The sequence below is a fragment of the Mycetohabitans rhizoxinica HKI 454 genome (assembly GCF_000198775.1).
Classification (GTDB): Bacteria; Pseudomonadota; Gammaproteobacteria; order Burkholderiales; family Burkholderiaceae; genus Mycetohabitans; species Mycetohabitans rhizoxinica.
On record NC_014722.1, the window covers coordinates 1,453,208 to 1,470,647 of the forward strand.

Consider the following 17,440-nt stretch of genomic DNA (forward strand, 5'->3'; position numbering starts at 1 on the left):
TAGGCGGACGATCATGTCGATCCCATTAGCCGCGCGCCGTACGGCGCGTTCAACATCGAGCAGCCACGAGTCACCCGCGCGCGCGACGCTCACTGGCAGGATGTCATGGCTGATCATGGCCGCGTTGATCGCGGTGCCGCTCTACGCACAGGCGACCCAGCAGCCGTTTTTACTGACGTTGGTCACGCGCATCGCGATTCTCGCCATCGCCGCCATGTCGCTGGATCTGATATTGGGCGTTGGCGGTCTCGTGAGCTTTGGACACGCGCTGTTCTTTGGGCTGGGCGCTTATGCTACCGGGATGCTCGCGCAACACGGCGTGAGCAGCGGCTGGCTGCATTTGCTTTGTGCGGTCGCGGTCAGTGTACTGGTGGCTGTGGTGACTGGGGCCATCGCGTTGCGCACCCGCGGCATCGCATTCATCATGATTACGCTGGCGTTCGCGCAGATGTTTTACTTTTTTGCGGTCGGTCTTCGCGAGTATGGGGGCGACGATGGCTTCGCGCTGGCTGCCGGCAGCCAGTTCGGCGCCGTGCAGCTGACTGATCCGCTCACGCTATACGTCGTATCCGCATGCCTGCTGATGGCGCTACTCGCGTTCGGCAGACACTTCCTGCACACTGCAATGGGCATGACACTAGGTGGCATTCGGATTAACGAGCGCCGGATGCAGGCGCTTGGTATACCCACTACGCGATGCAAACGGGCTGCCTATGTCGTTGCCGCGGTATTGTCAAGCGTCGCTGGCATGTTGTTCGCGAACCTGACCCAATTCGTGGCTCCGTCGTATCTGTCCTGGACGATGTCCGGCGATCTGATCGTGATGGTGGTGATCGGCGGCGCCGGCACGTTCATCGGCGCAGTGCTCGGCGCGTTTGCGATCGTGTTGGCAGAAGAGGGGCTCAAGGCAATGACGGAGCACTGGATGCTCGTCATGGGACCATTGATCGTGGTGGCGGTGCTCGTCAATCGCCACGGGCTTGCAGGGCTGCTCGAGTCGTTCGGCGCACGCACGGCCCGTAGCCCCCGTGCGACGGGAGAGCAAGTATGAGTTTGTTGCAAGTGACGGGATTGGTCAAGCGTTATGGCGGCTTTGTCGCGACCGACCATTTCAGCATGACGATCGAGGCGGGCGAGATCCATGCGGTCATTGGGCCGAACGGGGCCGGCAAGAGCACGCTGATCGCGCAACTGGCCGGCGAGTTGCGCCCGGATGCAGGCACGATCAAGTTTGACGGCCGCGACGTGACATCGACAAGCATCAGTCAACGGGCGCAGCGCGGCTTGACACGCTCATACCAGATCACATCTGTGCTCCCGGACTATACCGCACTGCAGAATGTCATGCTTGCGGTCAATGCGCTCGGGCCGCGGCGCTTTAGCTGCTGGGGCGCGCTCGCGCGCCAGAGCCGCGTGCGTGAGCCCGCACTGGCGCTGCTCGAGCGTGTCGGATTGGCGCAGCGTGCGCATGTAAGCGCGGCGCAGATGGCGCATGGCGAGCACCGTCAATTAGAGCTGGCGATGGCGCTCGCCGGCCGGCCTAAGCTGCTGTTGCTCGATGAGCCCATGGCAGGCATGAGCCAGGCCGAGTCAGAGAACATGATGGCACAGCTGCACGAACTCAAAGGCCGTCATGCGATGTTGCTGGTGGAACACGATATGGATGCGGTCTTTGCACTGGCCGACAGGATCACTGTATTGGTCTACGGCAAGCCGATTGCTACAGGCCGTGCCGACGAGATCCGCACTGATCCTCGCGTACGCGAAGCTTACCTCGGTGATGACACGGCACTGCACGGCAAAGGGAAACACGTATGACGGGCCGATTGCTTGAAGTCAAATCGCTGGTAGCGTTTTATGGCCGCAGCCAAGCGTTGTTCGGTGTCGATCTGATGGTCGACGACGGACAGTTCGTGACGCTGCTGGGTCGTAACGGGATGGGCAAGTCCACGACAGTCAAGTCGATCACCGGCTTGCTGCGCAGTTGCACGGGCGCCGTCCGGCTCGGTGGTAAGTCGGTGCATTCAAGCGCGTCCTATCGGATCGCGCGGGCCGGCATCGGTCTCGTGCCCGAGGGCCGACACGTCTTCCCGACTTTGACGGTGCGCGAGAATCTTGTCGCGACGGCACGCGCCGGCCATCCGCGGCCAGGGGGGCCATGGACGCTGGAGCGTGTCTACCAGCTGTTTCCAAGGCTCAAGGAACGCGAGCGTAACCTCGCTTCGAACCTGTCCGGCGGGGAGCAGCAGATGCTTGCCATCGGCCGCGCGTTACTCACCAATCCGCGCCTGCTGATCTTGGACGAAGCGACAGAAGGGTTAGCGCCGTTGATTCGCGCGGAAATCTGGCGATGCCTTGCTGAACTGAAGCGGACCGGATTGGCGATTCTTTGCATCGACAAGAACCTCGCATCGCAACTGGCGATTGCGGACCATCACTACCTGATGTCCAAGGGACGCGTGGTCTGGCACGGCGACTCGGCACAGCTGCAGGCGCAGGCGGACAAGTTGAGCGTGCACCTAAGCATCTAGCGACACGGCAGCTGGCGCAGCGTATCATGCCGCCGCGGCAGTGGCTGCGGCGTATCATGCATTTCGAACTGACAGCGGGACCATCATGCCGTTTGACTTGACGTTTTCCGACCTCGCTGAACGCGCGGTTCAGTACAATGCTCGCGCCTCCGTAGCCGACTTCGATGCGCAAATGCGCCTATACGCGCAGCTAGCCGAGCAGTCCCGGCAAGCCTGCCCGGCGATACTCGACCAACGCTATGGCATGGGACAGGCCGAGCGCATCGATATCTTTCCGGCCGTTGCGGCCCGCCAGCCCGCGCCGCTCTTCGTCTACATTCACGGTGGATACTGGCGTTCGCAGCGCAAGGAAGACGCGTGCTCGATGGCGCAAGCGCTGACGAGCCACGGTGTGGCGGTGGCGATGGTCGAATACACACTATTGCCTGAGGCGACGCTTGCCGAAGTCGTTCGCGAGGTGCGCAGCGCGCTCGCATGGTTGTATCGCCATGGCGGAACCTATGGCATCGATGTCCAGCGGATCATCGTCTGTGGCAGCTCGGCGGGAGCGCATCTGGCCGGCATGCTGTATGGCGACGACTGGCAACGCGCGTTCGAGGTTCCGTCCGACGTCATCAAGGGAATCGTCGGCCTGAGCGGACTCTACGATATTCGGCCGTTGTGCGACATCAACGTCAACGAATGGCTACGGCTCCATCCGGAGCAAGCGGCGTTGCTCAGCCCGGCGTTGCGGCTGCCGCACGACGGACCACCGGTAGTATTGGCGGTCGGGGGACTAGAGACAGCCGGCTTCAAGCACCAGACCTATCATTTCCATGAACTGCTGGTCGCAAAAGGATTGCCGGTCCGACTGGTGCAGCAGCCAGATTGCCATCATTTCAATTTGGTCAACGAACTCGCCGATCCATCCAGCGAACTGCTTCACGCCGTGCTGGCGCTGCTGCAGTAGAGCGGGGCGGTTGCGGCCAGTGATGCGTCATGCCAAAGGAGAGTTTCTGGCGACCACTGATGTCGGCAGATGTGTCGCTCATAGCGTCCGGCTTGCCGGTACGATAGCATGGCCCCGCGCCATGGCACCGATGTGGCTAGCCATACGATCGAGCCGCGCGCAGAAGGAATTTTTTACGGCCTCTCTGGTCACGCGGATACCATGACACCCGCACGATTTTCGTCGAGCACTGGATAGTCCGTGAGGCCCTTCGCGCCGCCGCCGAACAGCGTCTCGCGATGAAGCTGCGCGAGCGGTGCGCCACGGCGCAGGCGCTGCACGAGATCGGGATTGGCGACGAACGGACGGCCGAACGCAATGAGGTCGGCCCAGCCCGCTTTGATGGCGTCGCGCGCGCGTTCACCCGTGTACTTGCCCGCATAGATCAGTATGCCTGAATAGGTGGCACGCAGCTTGCGCTTGAATTCGAGCGGCATGTGGGGGGCGTCGTCCCAGTCGGCTTCGGCGATATGGACGTAGGCCACGCCGATCTCGCCGAGCCGCTTTGCCGCTGCGAGATAGGTCGTTTCCGGGTCCGCGTCTTCGCAACCGTTGAGCGTGGTGAGCGGCGCGAGCCGGATGCCCACGCGCTGCGCGTCGCCCGTGCCTTCGATGAGCGCGCGCGCCACCTCGTCGAGGAAACGTAGACGATTTTCTAGCGGCCCGCCGTATTCATCGGTGCGCGTGTTCGCGTTCGAATCAATGAACTGGTTGACGAGATAGCCGTTCGCGGCGTGCAGCTCGACACCGTCGAAGCCCGCCTTGATCGCGTTGCACGCTGCCGTGCGGTACTGGTCCACGATTTCGCCAATCTCGTCGATGCTGAGCGCACGTGGTTGGGAAGCCTGAACGAAGCCCGGCGTGCCGCGCTCATCGCCGGCGATGAACACGTTCACGCCTTTAGCCTGAAGCGGCGATGACGACACCGGCTGCTCGCCGCCCAGCAGGCTCGTGTGACTCAGGCGCCCCACGTGCCAGAGCTGCGCGAAGATGCGGCCACCTTTGGCATGAACCGAATCCGTCACCTTGCGCCATCCGTCGATCTGGCCTGACGTGTGGATGCCGGGCGTCCACGCGTAACCCTTGCCGAGCGGCGCGATATACGTGCCTTCGCTCACGATGAGGCCGGCGTCGGCGCGCTGCGCATAGTATTCGGCCATCAGGCCGTTGGCCTCGTCGCCGGGCTGGCTTGCGCGCGAGCGTGTCATCGGCGGCATCACGATGCGGTTGGGCAGGGTCAGTGCGCCGAGTTGGAGCGGCTGGAAAAGCGGATCACAGTTCATGATGTATTTCCTGATTGGATTCACGGCGTAATTGCCGCGAACGTTCAAAATGGACTTTGTCGGGTTAGACGAGCACGACGCTGACCTCGGATGGCGAGAATCCCGTAATCTGCTCGAGCAACGGCGCCATGAACGTAAAGGCGATGAGCGAGCCGCCGTAACCCACTGCAGTCATGGCATAGACCAGCGCGAGACGCGGTTGGGCGAGCACCCGGAACTGCTGGAGCAGCCCGGCAGGATGCGTATGCGCGAGTTGGCGCGGAACGAAGGCCATGGCGCCGAAAAACGCGATCAAGCCGAAGCTGGCCACAATGAAAAAGGTTGCTCGTCAGCCGAAGTGCTGACCGATAAAGGTACCGAGCGGAATACCTGCAACGAAGGCGACCGTCATGCCGCTGAACATGGTTGCGATCGCGCTAGCCGCCTTGTCCTTCGGAACGAGCGTCGTTGCGATGATCGAGCCCACGGAGAAGAAGACGCCGTGGGCGAGGCCGGTTAGGACCCGCGCCACAATCAACGAGTCGTAATTGGGGGCGCGCCAGGTGATGAGATTGCCTATGGTGAAAAACGCCATCAGTCCCGCGAGCAGGAGCTTGCGCGGCACGCGCCCGGTCAGGGCGGTGAGCACGGGTGCCCCGACCGCGACGCTAAGCGCATACAGGCTCACGAGGAGGCCGGCGGAGGGCAGGCTGACGCCGAGGTCGGACGAAATCGTCGGTATTAGACCAACGATCACGAACTCGGTCGTGCCGATGGCAAAAGCGCTGATAGTGAGCGCGAGGAGGGCGAGGGGCATGGCTTACAGTCCTGGCTTCGGTGAAGACGGGACGGAGTGTGCACGCTTTACTTTTGTTTAAAAAGTCGTCTATAAACGAAATCGTTTTGATTTGAAATCAAAAATGAAGATCACACTGGACGAGTTGCAGGCGCTTGTGAGCGTTGTCGACACCGGTTCCATCACCGCCGGCGCGCAACAGCTCGGCCTGACCATTTCAGCCACGAGCCGCACCTTGGGAAGGCTGGAGGAGAAGCTTAAAACTACGCTGGTGCGCCGTACCACGCGCCGCCTAGAGCTGACGGAGGAAGGGCGGGCGTTTCTAAGCGACGCCCGAGCGATCATCGCATCGGTAGAGAGCGCGCAGGAGCGGATGGCCGCGTACCGCGAGCGGCCATCGGGGCGGCTGCGTGTGGATGCGGCCACGCCGTTCATGCTCCATGTGATTGTCCCCCTCGTGCAGGGTTACCGTGAGCGCTATCCGCACGTCGAATTGGAACTTAACAGTAACGAAGGCATCATCGATCTGCTGGAGCGGCGCACCGATGTGGCCATCCGGATTGGGGCGCTAAAGGATTCCACGCTGCATCGCAAAGCCGTGGGCCGTAGCCGCTTGCGCATCCTTGCGAGCCCCGCGTACCTAGAAGCCCATGGCCACCCAAAGCGCGTTGAAGATCTGACAAGGCATGCGCTGCTAGGATTCAACCAGCCAGAGGCGCTCAATGTCTGGCCGATATTGGGGCCGGACCAAGAGCCGTATCGCATTACGCCAACGATCTGGTCGTCAAGCGGAGAAACGCTTCGGCAACTCGCGCTGGCGGGTGCCGGTGTCGTGTGCCTGTCCGACTTTATGACCGTGCGTGATCGGCGCGACGGGATGCTCGTGGAGCTTTTCCCGCGTCAGACCCAAGACGTCCGGCAGCCGATCAATGCGGTCTACTATCGCAATACCGCGATTTCGGCGCGCATTGCGTCGTTCGTCGATTATCTAGTCGACGCGGTGCGCGACACCGAATTCGGGCGGTAGCTTGTTACTTGATCAGCTTCATGCCGGCTGTTTTTACCGCTTTCGCGTCAAAGGTTACCGTATACTGGCATTGCATTGAGCATAGTGGCAAGTCTCGCATCCCGCGGCACACTCGCCGGGAACCGCGTAACGGTCATTCTGACGCCATGAAGGCCCCGTGCAGCCCATTTAACCCAAACTGAACCCCCATGCAGACCAGCATAAAACCCATTACTCGGGAAATGGCATCGGTGCCAGACCTTCCTAACAAATGAAGCACCCGTGATGCGCTGCGCAAAGTCATCCACAGGATCAATGTAAGCGCAATATCGACGGTCAGCACGACAAGATGATCGATTAGACGATACCCACCCGTTCGGTGGATTGCTGAAGCATCGCTAACAATCATCGCGATCGCGCCTGGTCCAACGGTCACGGGCAAGGTAAGTGGAATAAAAGCCACATTTGATGGATGCTTTGACGCTATTTTCTCTTGTGCCTCAATCTCGTGATATTTTGGGAAAAGCATTCCAAAACCAATATAGGTAACAATCATCCCTCCCGCGACACGCATTCCCGGAACCGAAATACCGAATGCGCTCATAATGGCACTGCCTGCGTAAAAACAGACCAATAACGATATCAGTACATAAAGGGCGGTCAAGTTGATCTGCTGATTGCGCTGCGCGGGGCTCATATGAGCGCTCAATCCGAGAAATACGCTGGCGCTAGTAATCGGATTGATGATCGGTAAGAGTGTTATCAGGCCAATCCCAACATAACTCAGATAGTCGTTCATACTATTGTGCTCCTTTTCTGTGCATAGCTCATGCCGTTTGTTCCAGATTGTGGACCGCCTATCAGTTTCCTTGCATATTTCGCTCCTGCTTTCGTAAGCATCGGCTGTGCCAACTGCAAAATACAATGATGAGCGGGACTATCCGAATGTTTCGTGCAGCCTGTATTTTCGCACATCTAGGCTGAAGCAAATTTTTCCCGCCCCGAATAATTCAAAATATTTTTCCAAATCGAGTGCGTTGCTCTGCTGCTGCGCATGCTCGAAATGCTGAAACGGCTTGCACGCGCAAATGTTCGCTTGGTGGAATTCCCGCACTCGCATCTGTTTACGTACGCTGGTACTTTCGCGTCGGCCTGGGCCTGCATGATATCGCGGAGCGGCTGTTCAAGCGCGGTGTGGCGGTGAAGTACGAGTCAATCCGCTGGCCAGTCTTCTGACAGGTAGCAAGATATTTGAAGCAACGAGTCTAGCTCAGTAACAAAAAATTTGAGTCGATGTACATTTCGTTGTCTTCGCTATGTTCATTCTTCATAGCAGCCCATGACAATCGGGCACAGAGCTTGCGGAAGACGTGAAGTAGTCAAATGTCGACATGCTAGTACGCTTTACCTGGGACTGGTGGTCGTCAACTAGCGCTTTTATCTGCGCCGTTCTGGGCTTGCAGACGATGCGTGGCGTGCAGTTCACCGCGGCAGTGGGTAGGCTCACCGAACTTGACGACTTGTCCCGCTTCACGCACCCGCGCCAGTTTAATGGTATGGCTGTCGCTTGCCATATCGCGCGAGACATTTCCCGCCTGACGCGGCGCTCGCCCATTAACCTGACGATGGAGGAAGCGTTTCCTAAAGGCGGCGTAGCCCGGCACACGAGTCATCCGCGAGGACGCTACGTAACGAATTGCATCCGACTTGCGGCGCTAGATAGCGGAAGGCTCATTGGGTGGACTTCTGTCATGCAGTAGCTAATCCGCGCATATCAGCGTGGTCCACCGTCATGATGTACTGCGACGTCGCTCTTAGGGAATTCGGACAACATGCATTCGAAAACTGAAAAACTGATCTCGATTGACACCGGCAGTCATATCAGCATCATGCCTGTTATGTATCCATTATCCACTGCTCAAACTGAGATTTGGCTCGCGCAGCAGCTCCGCCCAGACAGCCCGGTCTACAACATTGCCCAGTACACAATGATCAACGGCCCCATTGACACGGCTGTCTTTAAAGCGACATTACGTCAGGTCATGGGTGAGGCGGATAGCCTACGGCTGCATTTTGTTAAAAACGATGACAGGCTGCAACAGTATATCGGCTCGCCTGCGTGGTCGTTGCCAGTAGTTGATTTCAGCGCAGAAGCGGATCCGCAAGCCGCTGCTCAAGCATGGATGCGCGCCGATGCTGAGCGGCCAGTGAATATTTTACAAGGACCACTGTTCCATTATGCGCTGTTAAGAACTGCGTCGGACCAAGTGCTGTGGTACCAGCGCTATCAGGCTATCGTAATGGATGGATTCGGTATGCACCTGCTTACGCAACGCGTCGCGCATGTGTATAGCGCAATGTGCAAAGGTGTCGCGCCTGCTCCATGTCCTTTTCAGTCGCTATCCCAGCTGTTAGAGCGGGATGCCCAATATCGGAATGCGGCACAATGGGCGCGCGATGAAGCATATTGGCTCAAGCGCTGCGCCCATTGGCCTGAACCGGTGATGCTGACAACCCAACCTGCGAGCGCTTTTTTTCATGATCTACGTGATACCGCTGGTCTTGCCCAATTGGATAGCCATGAGATTGCTACATTCAAGTCTTCAGCCATTGATTTAGCGCAATGCGTTACCGCCGCCATGGCGGCCTATTTGCATCGGCTAACTGGCGTGCAGGACGTAGTACTCGGCGTTCCAGTGACTGTTTGCTCGAGTATAGACCAATGCGTCCCCGGCAGGATATCCACTGTACTTCCGGTACGGCTGACCGTGCGACCGAGCGCAAGCCTCTTGTCATTGAAAGACCAGGCCGCGCAGCAAATCCATCAAGGGCTGCAGCATCAACGCTATTCGATTGATGCATTGCGTCAAGCATTGGGATTATCGCCCACTCAGCGATTGCTGAGTTCCATACTGGATTTTGTATTGATCGATAATAATTTGCCGTTTGGTGCGTATTCTTCAACGAGTCATCTTTTAGCCAATGGGTCTATTGAAAGCCTCGCCATAGCCCAGCTTCAATCTGATAGCTGTATGTTGCAGGTTGATCTTGATACGAGTCACACATTCGGCACGGCAAATAAATTCAGCACTTCTCAACATGGTTTTCTGACGTTCCTGACAGCGCTCAACGCTGAGCCTACTCGGCCTATCAGCGACGTTGACTGGCTCAATGCAGCGCAGCAGCAGTGCATATTGGTCGAATGGAACACTACCGAGCAACCGGTGCCTGACGCGACGTTGCCCGAGTTGTTTGAACAACAAGTCGAGCGCACTCCCGATGCCACTGCGCTGGTGTGCGTAGATCAGGTGCTCAGTTACGCAGGACTGAATGCTCAAGCGAACCGTCTGGCTCATCGGTTGATCCGGCTGGGGGTGGTGGCGGAGACGCCAGTGGCAGTGTTGATGCAACGCTCGCCCGAGCGCGTGGTGGCAGCGCTGGCCATCCTCAAAGCCGGTGGCGTTTATATGCCATTGAACGAGCAATGGCCTGACAGCCGGCTGCACACCTTATTGAGTGAAGCGCACGCGCCCGTCGTGCTGACAGATCGCACATTGCAAGCGCGCTGCGATGCGCTAAGCGCCCATGTCATTGTCGTCGATGCCGATGCGTCACTCGATGATGAGCCAAGCGATAATCCAGCGGTGGTTTGCTCGCCCGAGCAACTGGCGTATCTAATGTACACGTCGGGTTCGACCGGCCAGCCTAAAGGCGTGGCCATTGTGCATCGTACGGTGCGCAATACGGCCTTAGACCGGCGCTTGTCAGCAGTGCGAGAGCGCGTACTGATGCATTCGTCGCATGCTTTTGACGTCTCTATGTACGAGTTGTGGACGCCATTGCTATCCGGCGGTCAGGTAATCCTTGTGCCGGCCGGTGAGTTGGATGTGCACATGCTGCAAGAGACCATCCGAGCGCATCAGGTGAACGCGCTATGGTTGACCGCAGGGCTGTTTCAGGTCATGGTCGAAGGTGACTTGAGCTATCTGCGCAGTGTCCGTCAGCTGACGGTGGGCGGTGATATTGTCTCATCCGCAGCGGCGCAGCGCGTGCTTGAGCACTGTCCCGCACTGCGCTTGATCAATGGGTATGGACCGACCGAGACGAACTTTACCACTTGCCATCTGTTCGAGGCGCCGTATCAAGCGCAAGCGTCTATGCCGATAGGCACGCCGCTGGATAACGTTACGGCCTACGTTTTGGACGCGTGCTTGCGTCCGGTGCCGGTGGGCGTAGTGGGGGAGTTGTATATAGCCGGCGCGGGCGTGGCCAGGGGTTACGTCAACCGACCGGGATTGACCGCCGAGCGCTTCATTGCTAACCCGTTCGATGCAAGCGGTGCACGGCTTTACCGGACGGGCGATCTTGCATATTGGCGCTCGGATGGCACGCTAGAGTTTATCGGCCGGGAGGACCAGCAAGTCAAGATCCGAGGTTTCCGGATTGAGCTTGGCGAGATTGAGGCGGTGTTGCAGCGTCACTCGGCCGTCGCGCAAGCTGCGGTAATCGCTCGGGAAGACCGGGCTGGGGACCAACAACTTGTTGGCTATATTGTGCTTGATGAAGCCCCTGCCGAGCGAGATTTTTCGACGGAGGCGAGCCAAGTCGAAGAAGGGCAGAAGGTCTACGATACGTACTATAAAGACGACGCGGACTATGCATTTGGTGAAAACTTTAATATCTGGAAGAGCAGCTACGATGGTCAGCCGATTCCGTTGTCGGACATGCAAGCGTGGCGCGCGGACGCGGTCGCACGTATTCGTGAGTTGCAACCGCGGCGGGTGCTGGAGATTGGTGTAGGCACGGGACTGCTGCTCGCGCACCTAGCACCTCATTGTGAAGTGTATTGGGGCACGGATATTTCCGCCCCCGTTATTGAAGCGCTCAAGCTTCAAGTGGCGCAGCACGCTGAATTAGCGGCACGCGTTGAGTTGCGCACGCAAGCCGCACATATTACTGAGGGCTTGCCGCAAGGCTATTTTGACACTATCGTCATTAATTCCGTTGTCTTACATTTCCCGAACGCTGATTATTTGATTGATGTGTTACGTCAGGCGATGGCGCTACTTGCGCCGGGAGGCGCTCTTTTCGTCGGGGATGTGCCAGACTTGCGCTTGTTCGAGTGCTTCACTAGTGCCGTCCAATTATACCAAGCGGATCCCAGCACGGATGACTATGCCAGTTTGCGCCGACGGATCAAGCAAAGCCAATTGGCCAGAAAGGAATTGCGCCTGGCACCGGCCTTCTTCAGTACGCTGCACCGCGCCATTGATGAAATCGCGGCGATTGATATTCAGCTCAAGCATGGCGATTACCATAATGAATTGAGCCGTTATCGCTACGATGTGGTGCTGCGTAAAGGGTCGGTCAACACGCTACCGCTGGCGCACGCGCCGCAACTGCATTGGGCAGAGGCCACTACGCTTGAGGCGGTGAAAACGCATTTAGCCACTGAACGTCCCGCCTGTTTGCGAATTGTCGGTGTGCCCAATATGCGCGTAGCGTGCGAACTTGAAGCCACGCAGGCGTTGAATAACGCTGATTGTGATCTTGAACTGATCCAGCATCGGCTCAAAACGGGTTATGCACAGACTACTGCGCCCACTGTTGAAGATTTCTACGCATTGGGTGAATCGTTGGGTTATTGGGTCGGTGTTACGTGGTCGGAACATACTGCTCCGGCATGTATAGATGTTGTGCTGGTGCAGGCACGCGACATGGCTTGCGCCGTCCCGACGGATCTCTATTTGCCGCCTTCCTCCAGTAGTGGGCAAACCCCTCATGCTTATGCAAATAACCCGACAAGCTTAGATCAATTCGCAGATATTCGTCAGTATGTAGCAACACGACTACCCGAATACATGGTGCCGGCCGTTTTCATGCGTTTGGATACATTGCCGCTCACGCCGAACGGTAAGCTTGATCGACGTGCGCTGCCGGCCCCAGACAGTACACTATTAGGTCAACTATATGAAGCGCCGCAAGGGGAGTTGGAAACCAAGCTTGCGGCGATTTGGGCCGAGCTGCTCGGGGTCGAGCGGGTGGGGCGCCAAGATAGCTTCTTTGCACTGGGTGGTCATTCGCTGCTTGCAATACGGATGATCGAACGCTTGCGTCGGTTTGGGTTGACAGTCTCGGTACGCACGTTGTTCGACTCGCCCACGCTGAGCGCACTTGCCGAATCGCTTGGTCAGCACCGTGAAGTGACGGTACCGCCCAACGTAATCACACCCAACACCACCGCGATTACGCCGCAGATGCTGCCGCTCATCGACTTGACTCAAGCGGACATCGATCAAATTATTGAACGAGTGCCGGGCGGGGTGGCAAACATCCAAGATATTTATGCGCTTTCGCCACTGCAAGACGGGATTTTGTTTCACCACTTGCTGGCTACTGAGGGCGATCCATATCTGCTGGTTTTTCAAAAAGCCTTTGCCAATCGGGAACGGCTTAATGGCTACCTAGAGGCAATTCAACATGTCGTGGAGCGACACGATATTTTGCGTACTGCGTTCCTTTGGCAAGGTCTATCCACGCCCGCGCAAGTCGTCTGGCGTCACGCGCCACTATCCATCACGGAACTCGCGTTGGATTCAGCCGAGGGGCCCGTCATCGAGCAGCTAAATCAGCGCTTCAACTCCCGTGTTTGCCGCATCGATTTGACTCAAGCCCCATTGATGCATTTTGTCATTGCGCAAGACAGTGATGGCCGCTGGCTGCTTATCGAGTTGGTGCACCATTTGATTGCCGATCATTCAGCACTGGAGGTCATGCACACGGAAGTGCAGATGTTTATCGAAGGCCGGGGTAAAACATTGCCTTCGGCGCAGCCGTTTCGCAACTTGGTCGCACAAGCGCGCTTGGGATTGAGTGAAGCTGAGCATGCACGATTTTTTACTGACATGCTCGCTGATGTAAATGAGCCCACGCTGCCGTTCAATTTGGCCGATGTGCATTGCGCTGGTACTCAAATCACCGAAGCACATCGGATGTTGTCAGATGCGCTAAATGAGCGTCTGCGCGCCCAGGCCAGGCGCCTGGGGACGAGTTTGGCCAGCCTATGCCACCTGGCGTGGGCGCAAGTGCTCGCGCGGGCAAGCGGTCAACAGCGGGTCGTGTTCGGCACATTGCTATTCGGGCGAATGCAAGCCGGTGATGGTGCGGATAGCGCGGTGGGGCTATTTATCAACACGCTGCCACTGTGTCTGGATCTAAAAGATAACGTTGAATACAGCATAAAAGATACGCACGCACGCTTGGCCGCGCTACTCGAGCATGAACACGCGTCGTTGGCGCTCGCGCAGCGCTGCAGTGGCATGTCGGTCGGCACGCCGCTTTTTAGTGCACTATTCAACTACGTGCACGATGACATGCCGCCGGTTGACAGCCCAATGGTGGACGGTGTTGAGCTGCTCAGCGTAGAGGAACATACCAATTATCCGCTTACGTTGATGGTGCAAGATTCTAAGCAGGCATTGAGCTTAAATGCTCAGGTTATGCAGCCACTTGACCCGAACCGGATGTGCGGTTATATGCAGCAGGCATTGGAAAGCCTCGTTGACGCACTCGAGTACGCGCCCGACAAGCCAGTTTGGCAGCTGGAGGTGCTGCCAGGAGAAGAGCGAAACCTGATGCTTCAGACGTGGAACGCGACGCAGCGTAATTATCCATCTCACTTATGTGTGCACCAGTTGTTCGAATCGCAAGTGGCGCGTACGCCCGAGGCGACGGCGCTGGTGTTTGAGGAACAGAGTCTAAGCTACGCCCAGTTGAATGCGCAAGCCAATCGCTTGGCGCACCAGCTCATTGAGCTGGGGGTTAAGCCGGACACGCGCGTGGCGATCTGTATTGAGCGTTCCCCGGCGCTTGTCGTCGGGCTGCTGGCGATTCTTAAAGCCGGTGGGGCTTATGTGCCGCTGGATCCCAGCTATCCGAGCGAGCAGCTTGCACAGAGGCTGGTCGATGCCGCGCCGAGCATCGTGCTCGCTAATGCGAGGGGGCGCGCTGCACTTGGCGACGCGGCGCTTGCGCCCCGTACGGTGCTTGATCCAACTGCGCTGCCGGCGTTGCCCGATACCAACCCATCGGTGCCGGGCCTGACCGCCTGCCATCTTGCGTATGTAATTTATACGTCCGGCTCGACCGGCACCCCGAAGGGCGTGATGGTTGAGCATCGCTGCGTTGTCCGACTAGTAATCAACAATGGCTATGTCGACACTTGGGACGGATGATCGCGTCGCGTTCGCGGCCAGTCCCGCTTTTGACGCGAGCACCTTTGAAATGTGGGCCCCGTTACTCAACGGCGGCTGCGTGGTCATATTCGATTCGGACACGGTGCTGGATCCATCCCGTTTGGAGGAGGCGCTTTCACGATATCAGGTCACCACGCTTTTTTTGACGACCGTGTTGTTTAATCAGCTGGTTCCAGTAATGGCATCGGCTTTGGCGCGATTGAAATATTTGCTTTGTGGCGGAGAGCAAGAGAACCCAGAGTCCTTCGCGCAATTGCTAAAGCAGACCGGACCAAGCCATCTAATTCACTGTTACGGGCCGACCGAGAGCACGACTTTTTCAACAACTTATGAGGTAACTGAGCTTGGTGATCGGCCTAAGCGTTTACCGATCGGCCGGCCAATCGCGAACACGCAGGTTTATCTGCTCGATGCACATGGTCAGCCCGTGCCGCTAGGCGCGGTCGGGGAGTTGTATATTGGCGGTGCGGGCGTCGCGCGCGGCTATCTGAACCGCCCGGAGCTGACCGTAGAGCGTTTCGTGCGCGATCCGTTCTCGGCCGAGCCGGATGCGCGAATATACAAGACGGGGGATTTGGCGCGCTACTTGCCTGATGGCAATCTGGAGTTCCTGGGCCGTAACGATCATCAGATCAAGATTCGCGGTTTTCGCATTGAGCCTGGTGAGATCGAAGCGTGCCTGGCTGTGCACCCGCAAGTACATGATGCGGTGGTGCTGGCCTTGGGCGAAGGTCACGACAAGCGGCTCGTCGCGTATGTGGTCGCTCATCAGGCCGATGAGTCGCTGGCCAGCACGCTGCGCGCACATGCGGCCGCAGCGCTGCCCGAGTATATGGTGCCGGCCGCGTTTGTGCGGCTTAACGCGTTGCCGCTCACGCCGAACGGCAAGCTAGATCGCCGTGCGTTGCCTGCGCCCGATGACGACGCGCTCGCGCATCAAGTTTATGAAACGCCGCAAGGCGAGGTGGAAACGACGCTCGCGGCGATTTGGGCGCAGTTGTTAAGTGTGGAGCGTGTGGGCCGCCACGATAGCTTCTTTGCGCTCGGTGGCCATTCGCTGCTCGCGGTGCGCTTGATAAACTGGGCGAGAGAGCTGGGTGCCGACGTGTCGCTGGCCACCCTGTTCGCCATGCCGACGTTGGCCGCGTTTGCAGGCGCGCTCGAGACCTACTTGCAGAAAGGCCCCGATACGCCGCCCGAGATCATGCCGGTGTCGCGCGAGGGTTACCTGCCGCTATCGTTCGCGCAGCAGCGGTTGTGGTTCCTCTCGCAGCTCGAAGGTGTAAGTCGCATCTATCACATTCCGCTGGCACTGCGCGTGTGCGGATCGCTTGATCGGGCCGCGTGGCAACAAGCGCTCGATGCGCTCTTCGCACGTCATGAAGCGCTGCGTTCGACGTTTGTGAGCGTCGAGGGTCAGCCGCAGGTGCAATTGCTGCCGGCGGACACGGGCGTGCCGCTGCACTGGTATGATCTGCGTGGCATGCCGGACGCAGATGTGCAACTGGCACGCTTAAGTCGCGAAGCAGCGCACGCGCCGTTCGATCTGGTACATGGACCCCTGTTGCGCGCATGTGGCATGCAGCTGGCCGATGACGAGCACGTGGTGCTGCTCACGCAGCACCATATGGTGTCGGACGGCTGGTCGCTTGGCGTGTTGGTGCGCGAGCTCAGCGCACTGTATGCGGCAAGCGTTGGGGTCCAGGCTGATCCCTTGCCGCCGCTGACGGTTCAGTATCCGGACTATGCGGCTTGGCAACGGCAGTGGCTTTCAGGCCAGAGGCTTAAAGCACAAAGGGACTACTGGCGCGCCACACTCGCCAATGCGCCAGTGCTGCTGGCGTTACCGACCGATCGGCCGCGCCCGGCGCAGCAATCGTTTGCCGGCGCGCATGTATCAGTACACATTGATGCGAAGACCACGCGTGCACTGAAGCGTTTCAGCCGTGAGCACGGCGCGACGCTGTTCATGACGGTGCTCGCCGCGTGGAGCGCAGTGCTCTCGCGCTTGTCTGGTCAAGAGGATTTGGTCATCGGCACGCCCAGCGCCAATCGCAACCATCGCCAAATTGAGCCGTTAATTGGCTTCTTTGTCAATACGCTCGCATCGCGTGTGGATCTGTCGGGTAAGCCCAGTGTGGCACAGCTGCTGGAGCGGGTGAGACGCACGACGCTGGAGGCGCAAGCGCATCAGGATCTGCCATTTGAGCAAGCAGTGGAGATCGTGCAGCCGCCGCGCCGGCTCGATTATACGCCGCTGTTTCAGGTGATGTTCGCGTGGCATAACAACGAGAAAGAACAATGGCGCTTACCCGGGCTAACGGTTACGCCGGCTGAGATCGATTATGACGTGGCAAAGTTCGATCTCGAGCTGAACTTGTACGAGGCAGGCGAGGAAATTATTGGCAACTTAGGTTATGCGACGGCGCTGTTCGATGGCGCGACGATCGAGCGGCACGTCGGGTATCTGCGGAAGATGCTACAGGCGATGGCCGCTGATGTGCTACAGCCTGTCACCCGCATCGAGCTGCTCGCGCCGGCCGAGCGAACGTTGTTGCTTGACACGTAAAACGCGACGCAGTGCAATTACCCGTCGCACGTG

9 protein-coding genes and 2 pseudogenes are annotated in these 17,440 nt (G+C 58.4%); 8 read left to right on the plus strand and 3 right to left on the minus strand.

Annotated features, from left to right (window positions below; genetic code table 11):
- Positions 1-13 precede the first annotated feature (13 nt).
- The 4 genes from RBRH_RS06785 to RBRH_RS06800 all read left to right on the plus strand — a co-directional run bounded on the left by RBRH_RS06785 (position 14) and on the right by RBRH_RS06800 (position 3,480).
- Positions 14-1,051 (plus strand): branched-chain amino acid ABC transporter permease, encoded by a 1,038-nt coding sequence (locus RBRH_RS06785; RefSeq protein ID WP_049786379.1) that lies wholly within the window; start codon positions 14-16, stop codon positions 1,049-1,051.
- Positions 1,048-1,818 (plus strand): ABC transporter ATP-binding protein, encoded by a 771-nt coding sequence (locus RBRH_RS06790; RefSeq protein WP_013435335.1) that lies wholly within the window; start codon positions 1,048-1,050, stop codon positions 1,816-1,818. Before RBRH_RS06785 ends, RBRH_RS06790 begins: the two co-directional genes overlap by 4 nt.
- The gene (locus RBRH_RS06795; protein WP_013435336.1) at positions 1,815-2,531 is read left to right on the plus strand and encodes an ABC transporter ATP-binding protein; all 717 of its coding nucleotides are present in this window, start codon (positions 1,815-1,817) and stop codon (positions 2,529-2,531) included. Before RBRH_RS06790 ends, RBRH_RS06795 begins: the two co-directional genes overlap by 4 nt.
- A gap of 85 nt (positions 2,532-2,616) precedes the next feature.
- Positions 2,617-3,480, plus strand: a complete 864-nt coding sequence (locus RBRH_RS06800; RefSeq protein ID WP_041753528.1) for an alpha/beta hydrolase — start codon at positions 2,617-2,619, stop codon at positions 3,478-3,480.
- A 188-nt stretch (positions 3,481-3,668) separates the two neighbouring features.
- Here the strand turns inward: RBRH_RS06800 and RBRH_RS06805 are convergent, their stop codons facing one another.
- Both RBRH_RS06805 and RBRH_RS06810 read right to left on the minus strand, forming a co-directional pair.
- On the minus strand, positions 3,669-4,802 hold the full coding sequence (locus RBRH_RS06805; RefSeq protein WP_041754276.1) for an alkene reductase: 1,134 nt from the start codon (positions 4,800-4,802) through the stop codon (positions 3,669-3,671).
- Positions 4,803-4,869: 67 nt separating this feature from the next.
- Positions 4,870-5,598 (minus strand): annotated as a pseudogene (locus tag RBRH_RS06810) (MFS transporter); the annotation flags it as partial.
- Positions 5,599-5,701: 103 nt separating this feature from the next.
- Here RBRH_RS06810 and RBRH_RS06815 point away from each other — a divergent pair.
- Positions 5,702-6,604: a LysR family transcriptional regulator gene (locus RBRH_RS06815; protein ID WP_041753530.1), complete on the plus strand. Its 903-nt coding sequence runs from the start codon at positions 5,702-5,704 to the stop codon at positions 6,602-6,604.
- 133 nt (positions 6,605-6,737) lie between these two features.
- Here RBRH_RS06815 and RBRH_RS06820 read toward each other — a convergent pair whose 3' ends face one another.
- Positions 6,738-7,382 carry a MarC family NAAT transporter gene (locus tag RBRH_RS06820; protein ID WP_041753532.1) on the minus strand — a complete coding sequence of 215 codons (645 nt, stop codon included), beginning with the start codon at positions 7,380-7,382 and terminating at the stop codon, positions 6,738-6,740.
- A 637-nt stretch (positions 7,383-8,019) separates the two neighbouring features.
- Between RBRH_RS06820 and RBRH_RS21280 the strand changes: the two are divergent.
- The 3 genes and pseudogenes from RBRH_RS21280 to RBRH_RS21545 form a co-directional block, all read left to right on the plus strand.
- Positions 8,020-8,170, plus strand: a pseudogene (locus RBRH_RS21280) (transposase); the annotation flags it as partial.
- Positions 8,171-8,415: 245 nt separating this feature from the next.
- Positions 8,416-14,817, plus strand: a complete 6,402-nt coding sequence (locus tag RBRH_RS21055; RefSeq protein ID WP_013435346.1) for a non-ribosomal peptide synthetase — start codon at positions 8,416-8,418, stop codon at positions 14,815-14,817.
- Positions 14,789-17,407: a condensation domain-containing protein gene (locus tag RBRH_RS21545; RefSeq protein ID WP_013435347.1), complete on the plus strand. Its 2,619-nt coding sequence runs from the start codon at positions 14,789-14,791 to the stop codon at positions 17,405-17,407. Before RBRH_RS21055 ends, RBRH_RS21545 begins: the two co-directional genes overlap by 29 nt.
- Positions 17,408-17,440 lie beyond the last annotated feature (33 nt).